The organism is Stenotrophomonas sp. Steno-Z1 (assembly GCF_056393175.1).
In genome coordinates, this window is sequence record NZ_JBWJPB010000002.1 from 659,311 (window position 1) to 675,890 (window position 16,580).

Annotated in this window: 16 protein-coding genes; 9 read left to right on the plus strand and 7 right to left on the minus strand. The window is 68.7% G+C overall.

Going from position 1 to position 16,580, the window contains the following annotated elements; translation table 11 throughout:
* The 6 genes from folK to pgi all read left to right on the plus strand — a co-directional run bounded on the left by folK (position 1) and on the right by pgi (position 4,564).
* Positions 1 to 489: a 2-amino-4-hydroxy-6-hydroxymethyldihydropteridine diphosphokinase gene (gene folK / locus AC06FD_RS09810; protein WP_478077655.1), complete on the plus strand. Its 489-nt coding sequence runs from the start codon at positions 1 to 3 to the stop codon at positions 487 to 489.
* 31 nt (positions 490 to 520) lie between these two features.
* Positions 521 to 1,336 (plus strand): 3-methyl-2-oxobutanoate hydroxymethyltransferase, encoded by an 816-nt coding sequence (panB, locus tag AC06FD_RS09815; protein ID WP_259204664.1) that lies wholly within the window; start codon positions 521 to 523, stop codon positions 1,334 to 1,336.
* Positions 1,333 to 2,175 carry a pantoate--beta-alanine ligase gene (gene panC, locus AC06FD_RS09820; protein WP_478077656.1) on the plus strand — a complete coding sequence of 281 codons (843 nt, stop codon included), beginning with the start codon at positions 1,333 to 1,335 and terminating at the stop codon, positions 2,173 to 2,175. The genes panB and panC overlap by 4 nt, the downstream gene beginning before the upstream one ends.
* Positions 2,176 to 2,195: 20 nt before the next feature.
* Positions 2,196 to 2,513, plus strand: coding sequence for a DUF5076 domain-containing protein (locus AC06FD_RS09825; protein WP_478077657.1), 318 nt, complete (start codon positions 2,196 to 2,198; stop codon positions 2,511 to 2,513).
* 159 nt (positions 2,514 to 2,672) lie between these two features.
* Positions 2,673 to 3,053, plus strand: a complete 381-nt coding sequence (panD, locus tag AC06FD_RS09830; protein ID WP_394164432.1) for an aspartate 1-decarboxylase — start codon at positions 2,673 to 2,675, stop codon at positions 3,051 to 3,053.
* The gene (gene pgi / locus AC06FD_RS09835; RefSeq protein WP_394164431.1) at positions 3,050 to 4,564 is read left to right on the plus strand and encodes a glucose-6-phosphate isomerase; all 1,515 of its coding nucleotides are present in this window, start codon (positions 3,050 to 3,052) and stop codon (positions 4,562 to 4,564) included. The genes panD and pgi overlap by 4 nt, the downstream gene beginning before the upstream one ends.
* 516 nt (positions 4,565 to 5,080) lie before the next feature.
* Here pgi and AC06FD_RS09840 read toward each other — a convergent pair.
* Entirely contained in the window at positions 5,081 to 5,659 is a 579-nt protein-coding gene (locus AC06FD_RS09840; RefSeq protein WP_259204679.1) for a response regulator transcription factor, read from the minus strand.
* Positions 5,656 to 6,882, minus strand: coding sequence for an ATP-binding protein (locus AC06FD_RS09845; protein ID WP_259204686.1), 1,227 nt, complete (start codon positions 6,880 to 6,882; stop codon positions 5,656 to 5,658). The genes AC06FD_RS09840 and AC06FD_RS09845 overlap by 4 nt, the downstream gene beginning before the upstream one ends.
* A gap of 592 nt (positions 6,883 to 7,474) precedes the next feature.
* On the opposite strand from AC06FD_RS09845, the gene ispG reads away from it, so the two are divergent.
* From ispG to AC06FD_RS09860, 3 genes are all read left to right on the plus strand, one after another.
* Positions 7,475 to 8,740: a flavodoxin-dependent (E)-4-hydroxy-3-methylbut-2-enyl-diphosphate synthase gene (gene ispG / locus AC06FD_RS09850; RefSeq protein ID WP_259204687.1), complete on the plus strand. Its 1,266-nt coding sequence runs from the start codon at positions 7,475 to 7,477 to the stop codon at positions 8,738 to 8,740.
* Complete coding sequence (locus AC06FD_RS09855; protein ID WP_259204688.1) at positions 8,721 to 9,428, plus strand: phosphatase PAP2 family protein; 708 nt, start codon at positions 8,721 to 8,723, stop codon at positions 9,426 to 9,428. Before ispG ends, AC06FD_RS09855 begins: the two co-directional genes overlap by 20 nt.
* A gap of 222 nt (positions 9,429 to 9,650) precedes the next feature.
* Positions 9,651 to 10,298, plus strand: a complete 648-nt coding sequence (locus tag AC06FD_RS09860; RefSeq protein WP_259204704.1) for a response regulator — start codon at positions 9,651 to 9,653, stop codon at positions 10,296 to 10,298.
* Between the two features lie 103 nt (positions 10,299 to 10,401).
* Here the strand turns inward: AC06FD_RS09860 and AC06FD_RS09865 are convergent, their stop codons facing one another.
* The 5 genes from AC06FD_RS09865 to zwf form a co-directional block, all read right to left on the minus strand.
* A complete protein-coding gene (locus AC06FD_RS09865) occupies positions 10,402 to 11,061 on the minus strand; it encodes a bifunctional 4-hydroxy-2-oxoglutarate aldolase/2-dehydro-3-deoxy-phosphogluconate aldolase (protein ID WP_478047764.1) in 660 nt (219 codons plus the stop codon).
* A gap of 272 nt (positions 11,062 to 11,333) precedes the next feature.
* Positions 11,334 to 13,250, minus strand: a complete 1,917-nt coding sequence (gene edd, locus AC06FD_RS09870) for a phosphogluconate dehydratase (protein WP_259204716.1) — start codon at positions 13,248 to 13,250, stop codon at positions 11,334 to 11,336.
* A gap of 45 nt (positions 13,251 to 13,295) precedes the next feature.
* Positions 13,296 to 14,018 (minus strand): 6-phosphogluconolactonase, encoded by a 723-nt coding sequence (gene pgl / locus AC06FD_RS09875; protein WP_394164430.1) that lies wholly within the window; start codon positions 14,016 to 14,018, stop codon positions 13,296 to 13,298.
* Positions 14,015 to 15,022 (minus strand): glucokinase, encoded by a 1,008-nt coding sequence (glk, locus tag AC06FD_RS09880; protein WP_394164429.1) that lies wholly within the window; start codon positions 15,020 to 15,022, stop codon positions 14,015 to 14,017. Before glk ends, pgl begins: the two co-directional genes overlap by 4 nt.
* Positions 15,019 to 16,461, minus strand: coding sequence for a glucose-6-phosphate dehydrogenase (gene zwf, locus AC06FD_RS09885; RefSeq protein ID WP_259204743.1), 1,443 nt, complete (start codon positions 16,459 to 16,461; stop codon positions 15,019 to 15,021). Before zwf ends, glk begins: the two co-directional genes overlap by 4 nt.
* Positions 16,462 to 16,580: the final 119 nt, after the last annotated feature.

Here is a 16,580-nt window from a genome sequence, read left to right on the forward strand (position 1 = left end):
GTGACCACGGCCTGCATCGGGTTGGGCGCCAACCTCGGCGACGCCGCGCAGACCCTGCGCGATGCCTTCGAGGCGCTGGCCGCGCTGCCGCATACCACCTTGCGGGCGCGCTCGCAGCTGTACAGCACGCCGGCCTGGGGCAACCTCGACCAGCCGGCGTTCGTCAATGCCGCCGCGCTGCTGGAGACCACGCTGTCCGGTGCGGACCTGCTGGACGCACTGCTGGCGATCGAGCGCGGCTTCGGCCGCGTCCGCGCGCCCGGCGTGCACTGGGGCCCCCGCACGCTGGACCTGGACCTGCTGCTGTATGGCGAACAGGTGATCGACCTGCCGCAGTTGCAGGTGCCGCATCCCTACCTGCATGAGCGCGCGTTTGCGTTGTTGCCACTGGCCGAGATCGCCCCGGAGGCGGTGATTCCGGGACGGGGTCGCGTGCGGGATGCTGTGATGCGGGTCGAGGCCTGCGGGATCGCGCCAATAGGGGGATAATGCGGGGCTTATCGCCACCGGTTATCAGCTCATGAGTACCCACGCAGACAGCAAGCCCTGGACCGTCCCGGCGTTGGCCGAGGCCAAGCGCAACGGGCAGAAGCTGGTGATGTTGACCGCCTACGACGCGGGATTCGCGCGGGCGTTCGATGCCAACGGGGTGGACCTGATCCTGATCGGCGACTCGCTGGGCATGGTGGTGCAGGGGCATGATTCGACCCTGCCGGTGACCACCGACGACATGGTCTACCACACCCGCGCGGTCGCCCGCGTGCTGCAACGCGCGCTGCTGGTGGCCGACCTGCCGTTCGGCGCCGACGCCACCCCCGAACGCGCGCTGGATGCGTCGCTGCGCCTGCTCCAGGCCGGCGCGGAGATGGTCAAGATCGAGGGCGCCGGCTTCAAGCTGGACATCATCCGCTACCTGGTCGAGCGCGAGATCCCGGTCTGCTCGCACCTCGGGCTGACCCCGCAGTCTGTGCTGCGCCTGGGGGGTTACCGCGTGCAGGGGCGTGGCGATGCCGCCCAGCAGCTGCGCGAGGACGCCAAGGCCGCGGTCGCCGCCGGCGCCACCCTGATCGTCCTCGAGTGCGTGCCCACGCCGGTCGCCGCGCAGGTCACCGCCGAGGTGAGCGTGCCCACCATCGGTATCGGTGCCGGCCCGCAGTGCGATGGCCAGGTGCTGGTGCTGCATGATTTCCTCGGCCTGGACAGCGGCCACCGTCGACCCAAGTTCGTCAAGGATTTCCTTGCCGAAGGCGGTTCGGTGGCCGGTGCCGTCCGTGCCTACGCCGACGCCGTGCGCGACGGCTCCTTCCCCGACGCAGAACACGCCTACGCCTCATGATCGACACCGTCACCGAACTGTCCCGCCTGCGCGCCATCGTCAACGGCTGGAAGCGCGAGGGCCTGCGCGTCGCGCTGGTCCCCACCATGGGCAACCTGCATGCGGGCCACTATTCGCTGGTCACGCTGGCGCGGCAGTACGCCGACCGCGTGGTCTCCAGTGTCTTCGTCAACCCGACCCAGTTCGGCCCGAACGAAGACTTCACCCGTTACCCGCGTACGCCCGAGGCCGACACCACCGGCCTGGAGCAGGCCGGCTGCGACGTCCTGTGGCTGCCGACGGTGGAGTCGATGTACCCGTTCGGGGTGGCGCTGGCCGCCAGCGTCAACGTGCCGGGCATCAGCGGCCTGCTTGAGGGCGCACACCGGCCGGGCCATTTCGATGGCGTGTGCACGGTGGTCTCGCGCCTGTTCAACCAGGTCCAGCCGGACGTGGCCGCCTTCGGCAAGAAGGACTACCAGCAGCTGGCGGTGATCCGCCAGATGGTGGAGGACCTGGCCTTCCCGATCCAGATCGTCGGCGGCGACATCGTGCGTGAAACCGACGGCCTGGCGATGAGCTCGCGCAACCAGTACCTCAACGCCGAGCAGCGCCTGGTCGCCACCCGCATCCACCAGGTGCTGCTGGGCATGCGCGAGGGCTTCATCGCCGGCAAGACCCGCAGCGTGATCGAGGCCGATGCCACGGCGGCGCTGCAGGCCGCCGGCTTCCAGGTGGACTACGCCGTGCTGCGCCTGCCGGACCTGTCCGAGCCGGCCGATGCCAATGATGGCACCCGGGTGGCGCTGATCGCCGCGCGCATCGGCACCACCCGCCTGATCGACAACCTGGAGTTCTGAGGGCCCGCCCCGGAAACCCGATGAACGAACGCCCCATTCCCGCGGCCGCGCTCGCCGACGACCACGCCGTGGAGATGCTGCGGGTGTGGATCGCCGCGCGCGGCCTGCAGTGTTCGATGAAGATCGGCCTGCACGAGGCCTCGCTGGGCATTGCGGAAGAGCGGGCCTGGGGGATGATCCTGGCCGATACCGCCCGACAGCTGGCCGAAGGCATCGCCGGCCTGCGCGGCAGCGCCGACCCGGCCGACGCGCTGGAGGCGATCATCGGCCATTTCCTGGCCGAGGTCGGCCAGCCGGCCTCGCCGGAGAACGGCGCACCGGTGGCCGGCGACGGGTGAGGCCGGGTGGTCCGACGGGCGCAGCGCAGGCCCTGCAAGGGCGGGGAGCCCCCGCCTGGCTGAATGAACGGCAGCGCCCGCACCGGGCCGGGCGGTCAGGACCTGCCGCCGATCCGGCGGGTGCTAGAATTTCCCTTTCCTTTACCGTTGTCCCGTGCCATGCACCTTTCCCTGCTCAAGACCAAGATCCACCGCGCCACCGTCACTCACTCCGAGCTGAACTACGAGGGTTCCATCGCCATCGATGACAACCTGCTGCTGGCCACCGGCATCCGTGAGTTCGAACAGGTGCACATCTGGGACGTCACCAACGGTGCGCGTTTCTCCACCTATGCCATTCGTGCCGAAGCCGGCAGCGGCGTGGTCTCGCTCAACGGTGGCGCCGCGCGCCACGTGCAGGTGGGCGACATCATCATCATCGCCGCCTTCGCCAGCATGAGCGAAGAAGAAGCTGACAGCTTCAAGCCGAAGTTGGTATATGTGGACGGCAACAACCAGATCTCCCACACCAACGACAGCATCCCGACCCAGGCCGCATGACACAGCACAACGGATTCGACCCGCTTCATCCTCATGCCCAGCGCCTGCGTGGCGCGAGCATCCCTTCGCTGCTCGCCGCCGAACCGGAGCGGGCACGAACGTTGGGCGTGCGGGTCGGTCCGTTGTACGTCAATTTCGCGCGGCAGAAGTACGACCGCGCGGCGTTGGACGCACTGCTGCAACTGGCCGCCGAGCGCGATGTCGCCGGCGGCGTCCAGCGCCTGTTCCGCGGTGAGACGGTCAACGTGACCGAGGGTCGCGCCGCGCTGCACACGGCGTTGCGCGGCGACCTCAGCGGCGCACCGGTCGCGGGCGAGGCATTCGCCACCGCCGCCACGGTGCGTGCGCAGATGGGCGAGTTGATCGCCGCGCTGGAAAAAACCGGCGTCACCGATATCGTCAGCGTCGGCATCGGCGGCTCCGACCTCGGTCCGCGCCTGGTCGCCGATGCGCTGCGCCCGGTCACCGGCGCGCGCTTCCGCGTGCATTTCGTCTCCAACGTGGACGGCGCCGCCATGCAGCGCACGCTGGCCACGCTGGACCCGGCCACGACCGCCGGCATCCTGATTTCCAAGACCTTCGGTACCCAGGAAACCCTGCTCAACGGGCAGATCCTGCATGACTGGCTGGGCGGCAGCGAGCGCCTGTACGCGGTCAGTGCCAACCCGGAGCGTGCGGCCAAGGCGTTCTCGATCGCCGCCGGCCGCGTGCTGCCGATGTGGGACTGGGTGGGCGGGCGCTATTCGCTGTGGTCGGCGGTCGGTTTCCCGATCGCGCTGGCGATCGGTTTCGAGCGCTTCGAGCAGCTGCTGGCCGGTGCCGCGCAGATGGACGAGCACGCGCTGACCGCGCCACTGGACCAGAACCTGCCGGTGCTGCATGCGCTGACCGACATCTGGAACCGCAACCTGCTCGGCCACGCCACCCATGCGGTGATGACCTACGACCAGCGCCTGGCGCTGCTGCCGGCCTACCTGCAGCAGCTGGTGATGGAAAGCCTGGGCAAGCGCGTGCAGCTCGATGGCCGCCCGGTCGCCAGCGACACCGTGCCGGTGTGGTGGGGCGGGGCGGGCACCGACGTGCAGCACAGCTTCTTCCAGGCATTGCACCAGGGCACCAGCGTGATCCCGGCCGATTTCATCGGCTGCGTGCGCAACGATGATCCCTACGTGGTCAACCACCAGGCGCTGATGGCCAACCTGCTGGCGCAGACCGAAGCGCTGGCCAACGGCCAGGGCAGCGACGATCCGCACCGCGAGTATCCCGGTGGCCGCCCGAGCACGCTGATCCTGCTCGACGCGCTCACCCCGCAGGCCCTGGGCGCGTTGATCGCGATGTACGAACACGCGGTGTACGTGCAGTCGCTGATCTGGAACATCAACGCCTTCGACCAGTTCGGCGTGGAGCTGGGCAAGCAGCTGGCCAGCCAGCTGCTGCCGGCGCTGCAGGGCGAGGCGCACGCGATCACCGACCCGGTGACGCTGGAGCTCCTGGGACGCCTGACCGCCTGACCGCGCGTAGAGCCGACCGCTGGTCGGCTGCAGGGATGTAGAGCCGACCGTTGGTCGGCTATCGCGCGCAGCGCGCAGGGGTTCATGGTTGCGGTGAAGAGCAGCCGACCAACGGTCGGCTCTACCGGTGTTCGCGCAGCGGACCGACGGTCGGCATTACCGGTGTTCACGCAGCCAACCAATGGTCGGCATCACCGATGTTTGCGCAGCCGACTGTTGATCGGCTGCAGGGATGTAGAGCCGACCGTTGGTCGGCTATCGCGCGCAGCGCGCGGGGTTGATCGTTGCCGTGAAGAGCAGCCGACCAACGGTCGGCTCTACCGGTGTTCGCGCAGCGGACCGACGGTTGGCATTACCGGTGTTTGCGCGCGGACCGTTGGTCGGCATTACCGATGTTTCCGCAGCCGACCGTTGGTCGGCTATCGCGCGCAGCGCGCGGGGTTGAACGTTGCGGTGAGGAGCAGCCGACCAACGGTCGGCATTACCGGTGTTTCCGCAGCCAACCAACGGCCGGCATCACCGGGTCGGGTCGCGTTCCGGGCTGGGGCGTTTGGCCAGCTTGCGCTGCAGCGAGCGGCGGTGCATGCCCAGCAGCCGCGCCGCGGCCGACACATTGCCGCCGGTTTCATGCATTGCCTGCTGGATGTGTTCCCACTGCAGGCGACTGATCGGGGTCATCGCATCCGGTGGCTCGAGTTCGCCATCATCGGCCGGGCCATCGTCTTCCTCGCCGAGCGCGCGCAGGATCATCGGCACCGTGGCCGGCTTGGGCAGGTAGTCGTCGGCCCCCAGCTTGATCGCTTCCACCGCGGTGGCGATGCTGGCGTAGCCGGTCACCAGCAGGATCCGCATGTCTTCGCGCAGGGCGCGCAGCGGCTGGATCAACGACAGGCCCGATTCGGCGCCCAGTTTCAGGTCGATGAGCGCATAGGCGGGCGGTTGCTGGCGGGCCAGCATCAGCGCCGAGGCGATGTCGCTGGCCGTTACCGTTTCCAGGCCCTTGCGGGCCAGGCTGCGCTGCAGGGTGCGCAGGTACAGTTCGTCGTCATCAACCAGCAGGCCATGGCTGGCGGCGGGCAGGGGGGGCGTGGTCATGCGGAGGTCTCCTGGGAGGCCAGGGGCAGGCGGAAGCCGACGCGGGTACCGGCACCATTGGCCGGGCGCATCCACAGCTCGCCGTCCAGGCGTTCGATGGTGGCATGGGACAGGGCCAGGCCGACGCCCATGCCCTGGGTCTTCCCACTGTTGAACAGGGTGCCGGGCAGGACGGCCTGGCGTGCGTCGAAGCCGTGGCCGTAGTCGCGCACTTCACCGATGAGGTCATCGCCTTCGATGCGCAGGGTGAGGTCGACCTGCGGGCGCTCGGCCTTCTCGCCGGCGTCGGCGGCGTTGTTGAGCAGCACCATCAGCAGGTGGCCGATGCCCGGGTCCAGCGGCAGCTTCAGCGGGGCGTCGTCGTTGCGCTTGAGGGTGATGGTCGGGCGCACCAGCCGCCATTGCTCGAGCACCTGCGGCAGGGTCACGACCTCGCGACCGGGCGCATCGCCGGCGGCGGGGCGTGCCAGCGCCAGTACCCGTTCGCGGCACTGCACCAGCAGCTCGCGCAGGGTGTCCACGTCTTCGCGCACTTCCGGGCTGTCGGCCTGGTCGGCGATGTCGTCGGCGAGCAGGGTCATGGTCGCCAGCGGGGTGTTGAGTTCATGGGCGACGGAGGCGGCATGGGTGGCCAGCGCGACGATGCCTTCGTTGCGGACGAAGCGTTCGCGCAGCATGGCCAGTTCGTGCTCGCGCTGGCGCAGGGCGATCGCCAGGCGGGTGGCGAACACCAGCACGACGGTGGCCGATAGCAGGAAATTGCACACCACGCCCCACTGGTGCATCTGCATGGCCGTGAAGTAGCCGGCCGGCAGTGGCAGGCCGAAGATGCCGCTGGCGGCGTAGCCGACGAGGCAGGTGGCGGCGACTGCGAGGGTCCAGCGCAGCGGCAGGGCCAGCGCGGCCAGGGCGATCAGGATGAGGAAGAGCGAGCCGAACGGGTTGCCGATGCCGCCGCTCCAGCCGACCATCCAGGTGAGGATGATGACGTCGACGAGGATGTGGCCGAACGCGGTGACCGGGGCGGTGTCGGCGTGGTGTACGCGCAGTTGGGCGTAGAGGTTGAACAGGGCCAGTGCGGCGACGCCGGCCCAGAGGGGGCGTTGCGGGAGTTCGAGGCCGAGTACGGAGGTGGCGACGAGGATGGTGGCCGCCTGGCCGGCCACGGCGAGCCAGCGCAGGCTGCACAGGGTACGGAGGAAGGGGGCGTCGGTACCGGTCATGACGCACATGCTATGCGCTCGGCGCGCGACCTGCCTGCGACAATCGGCCGCATCGGGGGGGATTTGGTTTTTTTAAAGGCTTCTGCGGGCTTTGGGGTTTGGGGGTTTTGGAGCTTGAGAGCCGAAGCCGCGAGTGCGGGCCTGCGCTGGCTGGGGTGGGCGCGGGTGGCGTTGCGGGACACGCCGTGAACCCTTCCCTGGGGGCTCTTTTTGCGCCATCCATGGCGCAAAACGGTCCCGCAACGCCACCCGCACCCACCCCCTTCAGTGGGTCGGTGCGCAAGGGGGGGGAGCAACGGCAACGGCAACGGCAACGGCAGTGGGATTGGGAAGGGCACGGGGAAGGAGAAGGGGAAGGAGAAGGGGAAGGGCAGGGTGAATTAGAAGGAGAAGGGGAAGGATGGGGGGAAGGATGGGGGGAAGGAGGGGCGGCATGGGGAGGGCTGGGCAGGCTCGGCGCTGCCGTCGGTTTTGAGGGCGCCCGTCTGCGCCGCGTGTGAGGTCGGGCGACGACGGGTGACGGGGAAAACCGCAGATGAGTCGTGCTTCAAGGCAGTCACCACCGGCGCGCCCGGCGCGGTAAAATGCCGGGATGCACGACGCCGTCAGCCAACCGACCCAACCCTCCGACACCACCGTGTGGGCCCGCCGCCAGACCCAGGCCGTCCGCATTGGCGGGGTGGTGGTGGGGGGAGGCCAGCCCGTGGTGGTGCAGTCGATGACCAACACCGACACCGCCGACGTGGCCGCCAGCGTCAAGCAGGTCGCCGAGTTGTGGCGGGCCGGGTCGGAGATGGTGCGGTTGACCGTCAACAACCCCGAGTCGGCCGCGGCGATCCCGCGCATCGTGGAAAAGCTGCGGATGATGGGGATCGAGGTCCCGCTGATCGGCGACTTCCACTACAACGGCCACCAACTGCTGACCCAGGAGCCGGCCTGCGCCGAGGCATTGGCCAAGTATCGGATCAACCCCGGCAACGTCGGCTTCGGCAAGAAGAAGGACACCCAGTTCGCGCAGTTGATCGAGTTCGCGATCCGCTACGACAAGCCGGTGCGCATCGGCGCCAACTGGGGGTCGCTGGACCAGTCGCTGGCTGCGCGCCTGATGGACGAGAACAGCCAGCGGGCGCAGCCCTGGGATGCTGGCCGGGTGCTGCGCGAGGCGCTGATCCGTTCGGCGCTGGACTCGGCGCATACCGCCGTCGAACTGGGCCTGCCGCGCGATCGCATCGTGCTCTCGGCCAAGGTCAGTGGCGTGCAGGAGCTGATCGCGGTCTACCGCGACCTGGCCCAGCGCTCGGACTTCGCCCTGCACCTGGGCCTGACCGAAGCCGGTATCGGCAGCAAGGGCATCGTCGCCTCCTCGGCGGCGCTGGCGGTGCTGCTGCAGGAAGGCATCGGCGACACCATCCGCATTTCGCTCACCCCGGAACCCGGGCAGTCGCGCACCGCCGAGGTGATCGTGGCCCAGGAACTGCTGCAGACCACCGGGCAGCGTGCCTTCACGCCGCTGGTCACGGCCTGCCCGGGCTGTGGCCGCACCACCTCCGAGTTCTTCCAGGAGTTGGCCAAGGTGGTGCAGAACCACGTGCGCGGGAAGATGCCGGAATGGAAGGTGAGCCACCCGGGCGCGGAGAACATGACCCTGGCGGTGATGGGCTGCATCGTCAACGGCCCGGGCGAATCGCGCCACGCCAACATCGGCATTTCGCTGCCGGGCACCGGCGAAACGCCGGCCGCGCCGGTCTTCGTGGACGGCGAAAAGACCGTGACGCTGCGCGGCGACAACATCGCCCAGGAGTTCGTGGCGCTGATCGACGATTACGTCGAACGCAAGTATGTCCGCAGCGTCGGATAAGCCCGCGCCGCTGGCCGCACCCGAGCCGGCCGCCGGCTTCCGCCACTGGATGGCCCAGAACGCCTGGCGTTTCGTGCTGCTGTTCGTCGGCGTGCTGCTGCCGCTGGCCGCCTTCGTGGCCCTGGCCGATGAAGTGCATGAGCTGGAGTCGTTCTATTTCGACGCGCCGCTTCTGTGGACCCTGCACGGGTTGCATTCGCCGGGGCTGGACCGCTTTTTCGTGCTGCTGTCCAAGCTGGGCTATGAGTGGTTCCTGATCCCGGTCGACGTGCTGATCGTCGCCGTGCTGCTGGCGCTCAAGCGCTGGCGCGAGGCCAGTTTCGTGGCGATCTGCTTCGTCGGCTCGGCCTTGTTGAACATGGGCAGCAAGCAGTTCTTCCAGCGCGACCGGCCCAGCCTGTGGGAATCGATCGCCCCGGAAAGCACATTCAGTTTCCCCAGCGGCCACGCGATGGGCTCGATGACCCTGGCGGTCACGGTGGTGCTGCTGGCCTGGAACACCCGCTGGCGCTGGCCAGTGCTGGTGCTGGCGCCTGCGTTCAGCCTGCTGGTCAGCGTGTCGCGGGTCTACCTGGGCGTGCACTACCCGTCGGACATCCTGGCCGGGTGGTGTGCGGCGCTGGTTTGGGTGGTAGGGTGCTTCCTGGTCATGTTTCGACGCGGGGGCCCCTGGCGGCACCTGCGCTGAGCCAGGCGGACGCGGGCGCGCCGATTGCGCCACTCCCCGCAGGCGTACACTGATAGGTGTAGTAAACCGATAAAGCCTGGGGTGAAAGGCTTAGGGGAAGGGCAGGCAAGCATGGGTGTGATGCGGGCACCAGAACGCGCCGACAGGGGGGACATGTCCTTGTTATCACGCACCCCCGCGGCTAGGCTTGCCCCCGTTCGCAGCGTTTGAAGAGGTGCGTGGATGACGATTCGAGTGTATCTGGTGGACGATCATGCGCTGGTGAGAACCGGCATGAAGATGATCCTGTCCAACGAGACCGATATCGAGGTAGTCGGTGAAGCGGACTCCGGTGAAGATGCGTTGCCTGACATCCGTCAGCTGCGACCGGACGTGGTGTTGTGCGACCTGCACCTGCCGGGCGTCAGCGGGATGGAAGTCACCGAACGGGTGGTGCGGGGCGACCACGGCACCCGCGTGGTGATCGTATCGGTGCTGGAAGATGGCCCCATGCCCAAGCGGCTGCTCGAGGCCGGTGCGTCCGGCTATATCGGCAAAGGCTGCGATGCGCAGGAACTGCTGCGTGCCGTGCGCGACGCGGCGATGGGCCGACGCTACCTGGGCAGCAGCATCGCGCAGAACCTGGCGCTGTCCAATGTGGAAGGCAGCCAGTCGCCGTTCGACACCCTGTCCCCGCGCGAGCTGGAAGTGGCGCTGCTGCTCACCCAGGGCCTGCGCCAGGAAGACATCGCCAAGCGCCTGAGCCTGAGCGCCAAGACCGTCAACACGCACAAGGCGCGCCTGTTCGAGAAGATGGGCATCCACGACAACATCGCACTGGCGCGCATGGCCAGCCAGTACGGCCTGGTGGATCCGGCGCGCCCGATGTAACCGCCGACGACAGGTGCACTCAAAAAAACGCCCGGGCATGCCCGGGCGTTTTTTATGTCATGGGTGGAGCCACGCCCTGCGTGGCCGCGCCCCGATGCAGGCCTCAGTGCGAGCGCACCCGCGCAACGATCCTGGCCGCCTGCGCCGCACTCTCGCGCACCTTGTCCCACTGGCCCTGTTCGATCCAGTTGCCCGGCACCATCCACGAGCCGCCGATGCAGACCACGTTCTTCTGCTCCAGGTACTCGGCCGCGGTGTCCTCGGTGATGCCGCCGGTCGGGCACAGCTTCAGGTCCGGGATCGGCCCGGCCAGGCCCTTGATCATCGCCAGCCCGCCCACGGCCGAGGCCGGGAACAGCTTGCACACCCGGAAACCACGCGCATACAGCGCCAGCATCTCGGTGGGCGAGGCCGCACCGGGCACCACCGGCAGCGGCGCCTGCGCCAGCGCATCGGCCATGTGCGCCGGCGTGCCCGGCGTCACCAGGAAGTCTGCGCCGGCATCGATCGACTGCTGCATCTGCTCCACCGTCAGTACCGTGCCCGCACCCACCACCACATCGGGCAGCTCGCGCTTGAGCATCGCCAACGCCTCCATCGCCACCGGCGTGCGCAGCGTCAACTCGATGGCCGGCAGCCCACCTTCCAGCAGCGCGGCACTGACCGCACGGGCCTGATCGAGGGTATGCACCGTCACTACCGGCAGGATGCCAGCGGCAAGCAGCAGGGATTCGGCGCGTTTCTGGTGTTCGGCGATGCTCATGTGTTCGTTCTCTCTTTTCAGTGACTGCAGCGCAAACGACGCGCCGGAATGTGTCCGAGGGCCGCGGATCGCCCTGGTCGGGACCGTCAAGCGGCATGGGCCCGACGCAGGCGTCGGGCCGGTTGGTCAGGACACCCAACCCTGGCCGTGCCGTGCGCGCAGGATCGCGTACACGCGCAAGCCGCTTGCGAGCCCCCATGGAGGGGGTGACGACGTGTCCTGATCAGGGCCAACCGCTGCCTCGGCCAGGACAACCCACCGCTGCGTTTGCCTCAGGCGTCCTTGCTCTCATGGGGCGCCGCCGCAGCAGCAGCATCACGGCCCAGGTCGTACTCGGCGTCGTAATTCCAGATATCGCCGTCAGCCGTCGCCGGCCCGCACGAAATCGAAATCGCGCCCTGGTCGGCCGGGCCCACCACGCGCCGGTTCAGCGCGAACAGGTTGCGGCCCAGGTCGTTGGCCGCCGGTGCCGTGTTCGGTGCCGGCGCGCGTGCGGCGAATTCCGCCGCATCCACCAGCAGCTCCAGCGTGCCTGCTTCACCATCCAGGCGGATGATGTCGCCTTCGCGCACCCGTGCCAGCGGCCCGCCGCGCGAGGCTTCCGGCGTCATGTGGATCGCCGCCGGGAACTTGCCCGACGCGCCCGACAGACGCCCATCGGTCACCAGCGCCACCCGGCGCCCCTGGTTCTGCAGCAGCCCCAGCAGCGGCGCCAGCGAATGCAGTTCCGGCATGCCGTTCGCACGCGGTCCCTGGTAACGCACCACCGCCACGAAATCGTGCGGCAACACACCGGCGGCATGCAGCTTGTTGAGCACCTGCGGCGCATCGACCACCACGGCCGGCGCCTCGATCGTGCGGAACTCCGGCTTCACCGCCGACAGCTTGATCAGCGACCGGCCCAGGTTGCCGCGCAGCAGGCGCAGACCGCCCTGCGCTTCAAACGGCTCGGCCACGCCACGCACCACGCCGGGATCGGCGCTTTCGCGCACACCGTCGACATAGGTCAGGGTGCCCTCGCGCAGGGCCGGCTCCTGGCCGTACTGGCGCATCCCGCCTTCGGCCACGGTCTGCAGGTCGGCGTGCATCAGCCCGGCGTCCATCAGTTCGCGGAACACGAACGCGGTACCGCCGGCAGCGGCGAAACGGTTCACGTCGGCCTCGCCGTTCGGATACACCCGGGCCAGCAGCGGGATCAGCTGCGAGAGCTGGTCCATGTCGTCCCAGGTCAGCACGATGCCGGCCGCACGCGCCACTGCGATCCAGTGGATGGTGTGGTTGGTCGAGCCGCCCGTGGCCATCAAAGTGACCACCGCATTGACGATCGCGCGCTCGTCGATCAGCCGGCCGAGCGGACGGAAGTCATCGCCCAGCGCGCTGATTTCCAGGGCGCGCTCGCCGGCGCGGCGGGTGAGCGCGTCGCGCAGCGGCGTGTCCGGATTGACGAACGACGCGCCCGGCAGCTGCACGCCCATCGCCTCCAGCAGGGTCTGGTTGGAGTTGGCGGTGCCGTAGAAGGTGCAGGTGCCGGCGCCGTGGTAGGAGGCCGCCTCGGCTTCCAGCAGTTCCTCGCGGGTGGCCAGGCCCGCGGCGTAGCGCTCGCGCACTTCGGCCTTCTGCTTGTTCGGGATGCCCGGGGTCATCGGCCCGGCCGGCAGGAAGATCGCCGGCAGGTGGCCGAACGCCAGCGCGCCGATCAGCAGGCCCGGCACGATCTTGTCGCACACGCCGAGGTAGACGCTGGCATCGAACATGTCATGGCTCAGCCCGATCGCGGTGGACTGGGCGATCACATCGCGCGAGAACAGCGACAGCTCCATGCCGCCGCGGCCCTGGGTAACCCCGTCGCACATCGCCGGCACGCCGCCGGCGACCTGCGCGGTGGCGCCCATCTCGCGGGCCACCTGGCGCAGGATCTCCGGGTAGTGCTCGAACGGCTGGTGCGCCGACAGCATGTCGTTGTAGGCGGTGATGATGCCCAGGTTGGGGGTGACGCCGCCGCGCAGGCGCGACTTGTCGGTCGGGCCGCAGGCAGCGAAGCCATGGGCGAGGTTGCCGCAGCTCAGGCGCGAGCGGAACGGGCCGTCGCGCAGCGCGGCATCGATCCCGGCAAGGTAGGCGGCGCGCGAGGCGACACTGCGCTGGACGATGCGCTGGGTGATGGCATGGAGTTGGGGATGCAGGCTCATTGGCTACCGGCTATGAGAAGGCGAACGGAACAACACCGGAGGAGATCAGTCACACCAGTGGACGCGCAGTTTGGCGCCGTCGAGATCGATCGCGTTGAGGATGGGATACAGCTGCGGATTGTTGCTTTCCAGCGCCTGCTTGAGCACTTCCAGCTTCTGCTTGCCACGCAGCAGCAACAGGCGCTGGCGACTCTGCTTGAGGCCGTGCGGGGTGAGGGTGATGCGCAGCGGCCACTGGTTGGAACCGGGGCAACCGGTGGCGTCCAGTGCGGCGTAGGGCAGGGTGCTTTCCAGTGCGCGGGCCAGGTCGCGGGAGCCGGGGAAGAGCGAGGCGGTGTGCCCGTCGTTGCCCATCCCGAGCACGCTCAGGCACGGCGCCTGGCTGTGCTGGGCCTGCAGGTTGGCGGTGTAGACGCATTCGGGCAGCGGCTTGCCGACCCGCACCAGCGGATCGAAATGCGCGCCTTCGGCACGCGCGAGGAAGCTCTCGCGGACCAGCCAGGCATTGCTGTCGCGGTCCTGCGGCGACAGCCAGCGCTCATCGACCAGGCTCACTTCAACGCGGTCCCAGTGCACGTCCAGTTCGGCCAGCGCCTGGTACACCGGCGCCGGCGTGGTGCCGCCGGACAGCAGCATGCGCGCGCGGCCGAAGGTGGTGATGTCCTGGTTGAGCGCCTGCGCCATTTCCGCGGCGATGGCCTCGATCCAGCCATCGGCATCGCCGTGGCGGATCAGCGTGAAGCGATCGGAGGTGTCCAGCGTGTTCATGCGTTGATTCCTTGCAGGTCGCGCTCGACATCGGCAGCGTAGGCGGCCGAACCGAGCAGGCCCGCATGCGGGTGCATCACCGCCAGCGACGGGACGCGGGCCATGATCGAGGAGAAGCGCCCCTTGTGTTCGAAGCGCTGGCGGAAGCCGGAATGCTGCAGCGAGTCGAGCATCTTGGGGGTCAGGCCGCCGGTCAGGAACACGCCATCCCAAGCGCCCTGCATCAGCACCAGGTCGCCGGCGATCGCGCCGAACACCGCGCAGAACACGTCCACCGTGCGCATCGCCTGCGGGTCGCCGTGCAGCGCACGGGCGGTGACGTCCACCGGCTGCAGCTGGCCCGGATCGATGTCGGCCATCTCGCAGACCGCGCGATGGATGTTGACCAGGCCCGGGCCGCAGATCAGGCGCTCGTTGGAGACGCGGCCGAACTGCTCGGAGAGGATCTCCAGGATGCGGATTTCTTCCGGCGTGCCGGGCGGGAAGCTGACATGGCCGCCCTCGGTTTCCAGCGGGTAGCAGCGCCCGTGGCGCAGGATCAGGCCACCCACGCCAAGCCCGGTACCGGGCCCGATCACCGCGTAGTTGCGCGACTGGCCGGGCTTGCCGGGTACCCACGCCGCGCCGCCGACCTGGACCACGTCCTGCGGCTGCAGCAGCGAGATGGCCATTGCCTGCGCGGCGAAATCATTGATCAGGTGCAGCTCGTCGAAGCCGAGCATGTGCGCGGTGCGGCTGCGCGAGATCACCCACGGATGGTTGGTGATGCGCGCTTCGTCGCCGTCCACGCGCCCGGCCACGGCGAACACGCCGCGGGTGGCCTGTGCACCCACCTGTTCAAGGTAGTGCTGTGCCGCCTCGCCCAGCGAGGGAAACTCGGCGACCGCGAATTCGCGGATGCTGTCCTGCTGCAGCGGTGCGTCCAGGCTGGTGTCGGCCAGGGCGAAGCGGGCGTTGGTGCCGCCGATATCGGCGACCAGGACCGGTTGGTTCTGCAGCGTCATGCGTTGCCGTCCTTGCGGCCGGCATCGGCATCGACTTCGGCGGGCAGGAAGCCAGCGGCCTCGGCCGGGCCCCATTCGCCGGCAGGGTAGGGCTGCAACGGCAGGCTGGCGGCCTTCCATGCATCGCTGACGCTGTCGATCCACGCCCACGCGGCGCGCACTTCGTCGTCGCGCACGAACAGCGCGTGGTTGCCGTTGAAGGCGTCCAGGAACAGGCGCTCGTAGGCGATGCGGCGGTGCAGGCCGGTGGGCACGGACAGTTCCAGTTCCAGCGGATGCAGTTCCAGCGCGCCCCATTCCGGGCCGGCCAGCGAGCTCATCAGGCCCAGCTCGATGTTCTCCTGCGGCTGCAGCTGGAAGACGATGCGGTTGGGCGTGGCGTTGCGACGATGCGGCCGCTCGAACAGCCAATGCGTGACCGGCTTGAGCGTAACCACCACGCGGGTGGTGCGCTCGGCCAGGCGCTTGCCGGTGACCAGGTGGAACGGCACGCCGGACCAGCGCCAGTTGTCGATATGCGCGGTGACGCCGGCGAAGGTTTCCACGTCGCTGCCTTCCGGCGGCTGGTAGGCCTGGGCGGGCTGGCCGTTGATGGTGCCGGCGGTGTAGCGGCCGCGCACGCTGTCGCGCGCGGCGTGCTTGGCGTCGAGCGGGCGCAGGGCGCGCAGCACCTTGACCTTCTCATCGCGGATGCGGTCGGCTTCCAGCGAGGCCGGCGGCTCCATCGCCACCAGGCACAGCAGCTGCAGGATGTGGCTCTGGACCATGTCGCGCAGCGCGCCGGAGCGGGCGTAATAGGCATCGCGGCCATCCACGCCTTCGCTCTCGGCGACCAGGATGTGCACCGACTCGATGTAGTTGCGGTTCCAGACCGCTTCCAGCAGCGTGTTGCCGAAGCGCAGCGCGATCAGGTTCTGCACCGCGGCCTTGCCCAGGTAGTGGTCCAGGCGGAACACGCGGTCTTCGTCGATCCACTGGCCGATGGTGGAGATGATCTCCTCGGCACTGGCGCTGTCGCTGCCGATCGGCTTTTCCAGCATCAACCGGTGCGGTGCGGCCAGGGCGCCGCCCTTGGCCAGGCCTTCGCAGGTGGAGATGTACAGGCCCGGCGGGATGGCCAGGTAGCTCACGCAGTGGCGGTCGACCAGGTCGCTGACCGACTCGGCCACCGAGTCCGGGTTGCGCAGGTCCACCGAGCGGTAATCGATGCGCATCAGCAGCGAATGGATGTCGTCCTGGCTCGCCATCGGCATGGCCTGCTGCAGGCGCGGCCGCAGGATCTCGCGGAACCCCTCGGTGTCGTGCGGGGACAGGGCCAGCGCACGGATCTTGAAATCTTCCGCCAGCAGGCCGTCGCCCAGCAGGCGCAGCAGGGAGGGGAACAGGTAGCGCTGGGCCAGGTCGCCGGTGGCGCCGAACAGGAAGAGGGTGTCGTGCATCGCTCGAGTTTCAGATCCGGGTGACATCGTTGTCAATCGCTTCTCGTCTATGTTCTCGGGGGTCTCGCCGGGCGTGATGTCCGATGTTGCAGAGGCAACATGAACAGGCACGCGCCTGC

Bases quoted from the DNA above. Each gene is read 5' to 3' on its own strand.
- panB (WP_259204664.1), top strand. From the start codon at position 521: ATGAGTACCCACGCAGACAGCAAGCCCTGGACCGTCCCGGCGTTGGCC.
- panC (WP_478077656.1), top strand. From the start codon at position 1,333: ATGATCGACACCGTCACCGAACTGTCCCGCCTGCGCGCCATCGTCAAC.
- AC06FD_RS09825 (WP_478077657.1), top strand. From the start codon at position 2,196: ATGAACGAACGCCCCATTCCCGCGGCCGCGCTCGCCGACGACCACGCC.
- panD (WP_394164432.1), top strand. From the start codon at position 2,673: ATGCACCTTTCCCTGCTCAAGACCAAGATCCACCGCGCCACCGTCACT.
- pgi (WP_394164431.1), top strand. From the start codon at position 3,050: ATGACACAGCACAACGGATTCGACCCGCTTCATCCTCATGCCCAGCGC.
- AC06FD_RS09840 (WP_259204679.1), bottom strand. From the start codon at position 5,659: ATGACCACGCCCCCCCTGCCCGCCGCCAGCCATGGCCTGCTGGTTGAT.
- AC06FD_RS09845 (WP_259204686.1), bottom strand. From the start codon at position 6,882: ATGACCGGTACCGACGCCCCCTTCCTCCGTACCCTGTGCAGCCTGCGC.
- ispG (WP_259204687.1), top strand. From the start codon at position 7,475: ATGCACGACGCCGTCAGCCAACCGACCCAACCCTCCGACACCACCGTG.
- AC06FD_RS09855 (WP_259204688.1), top strand. From the start codon at position 8,721: ATGTCCGCAGCGTCGGATAAGCCCGCGCCGCTGGCCGCACCCGAGCCG.
- AC06FD_RS09860 (WP_259204704.1), top strand. From the start codon at position 9,651: ATGACGATTCGAGTGTATCTGGTGGACGATCATGCGCTGGTGAGAACC.
- AC06FD_RS09865 (WP_478047764.1), bottom strand. From the start codon at position 11,061: ATGAGCATCGCCGAACACCAGAAACGCGCCGAATCCCTGCTGCTTGCC.
- edd (WP_259204716.1), bottom strand. From the start codon at position 13,250: ATGAGCCTGCATCCCCAACTCCATGCCATCACCCAGCGCATCGTCCAG.
- pgl (WP_394164430.1), bottom strand. From the start codon at position 14,018: ATGAACACGCTGGACACCTCCGATCGCTTCACGCTGATCCGCCACGGC.
- glk (WP_394164429.1), bottom strand. From the start codon at position 15,022: ATGACGCTGCAGAACCAACCGGTCCTGGTCGCCGATATCGGCGGCACC.
- zwf (WP_259204743.1), bottom strand. From the start codon at position 16,461: ATGCACGACACCCTCTTCCTGTTCGGCGCCACCGGCGACCTGGCCCAG.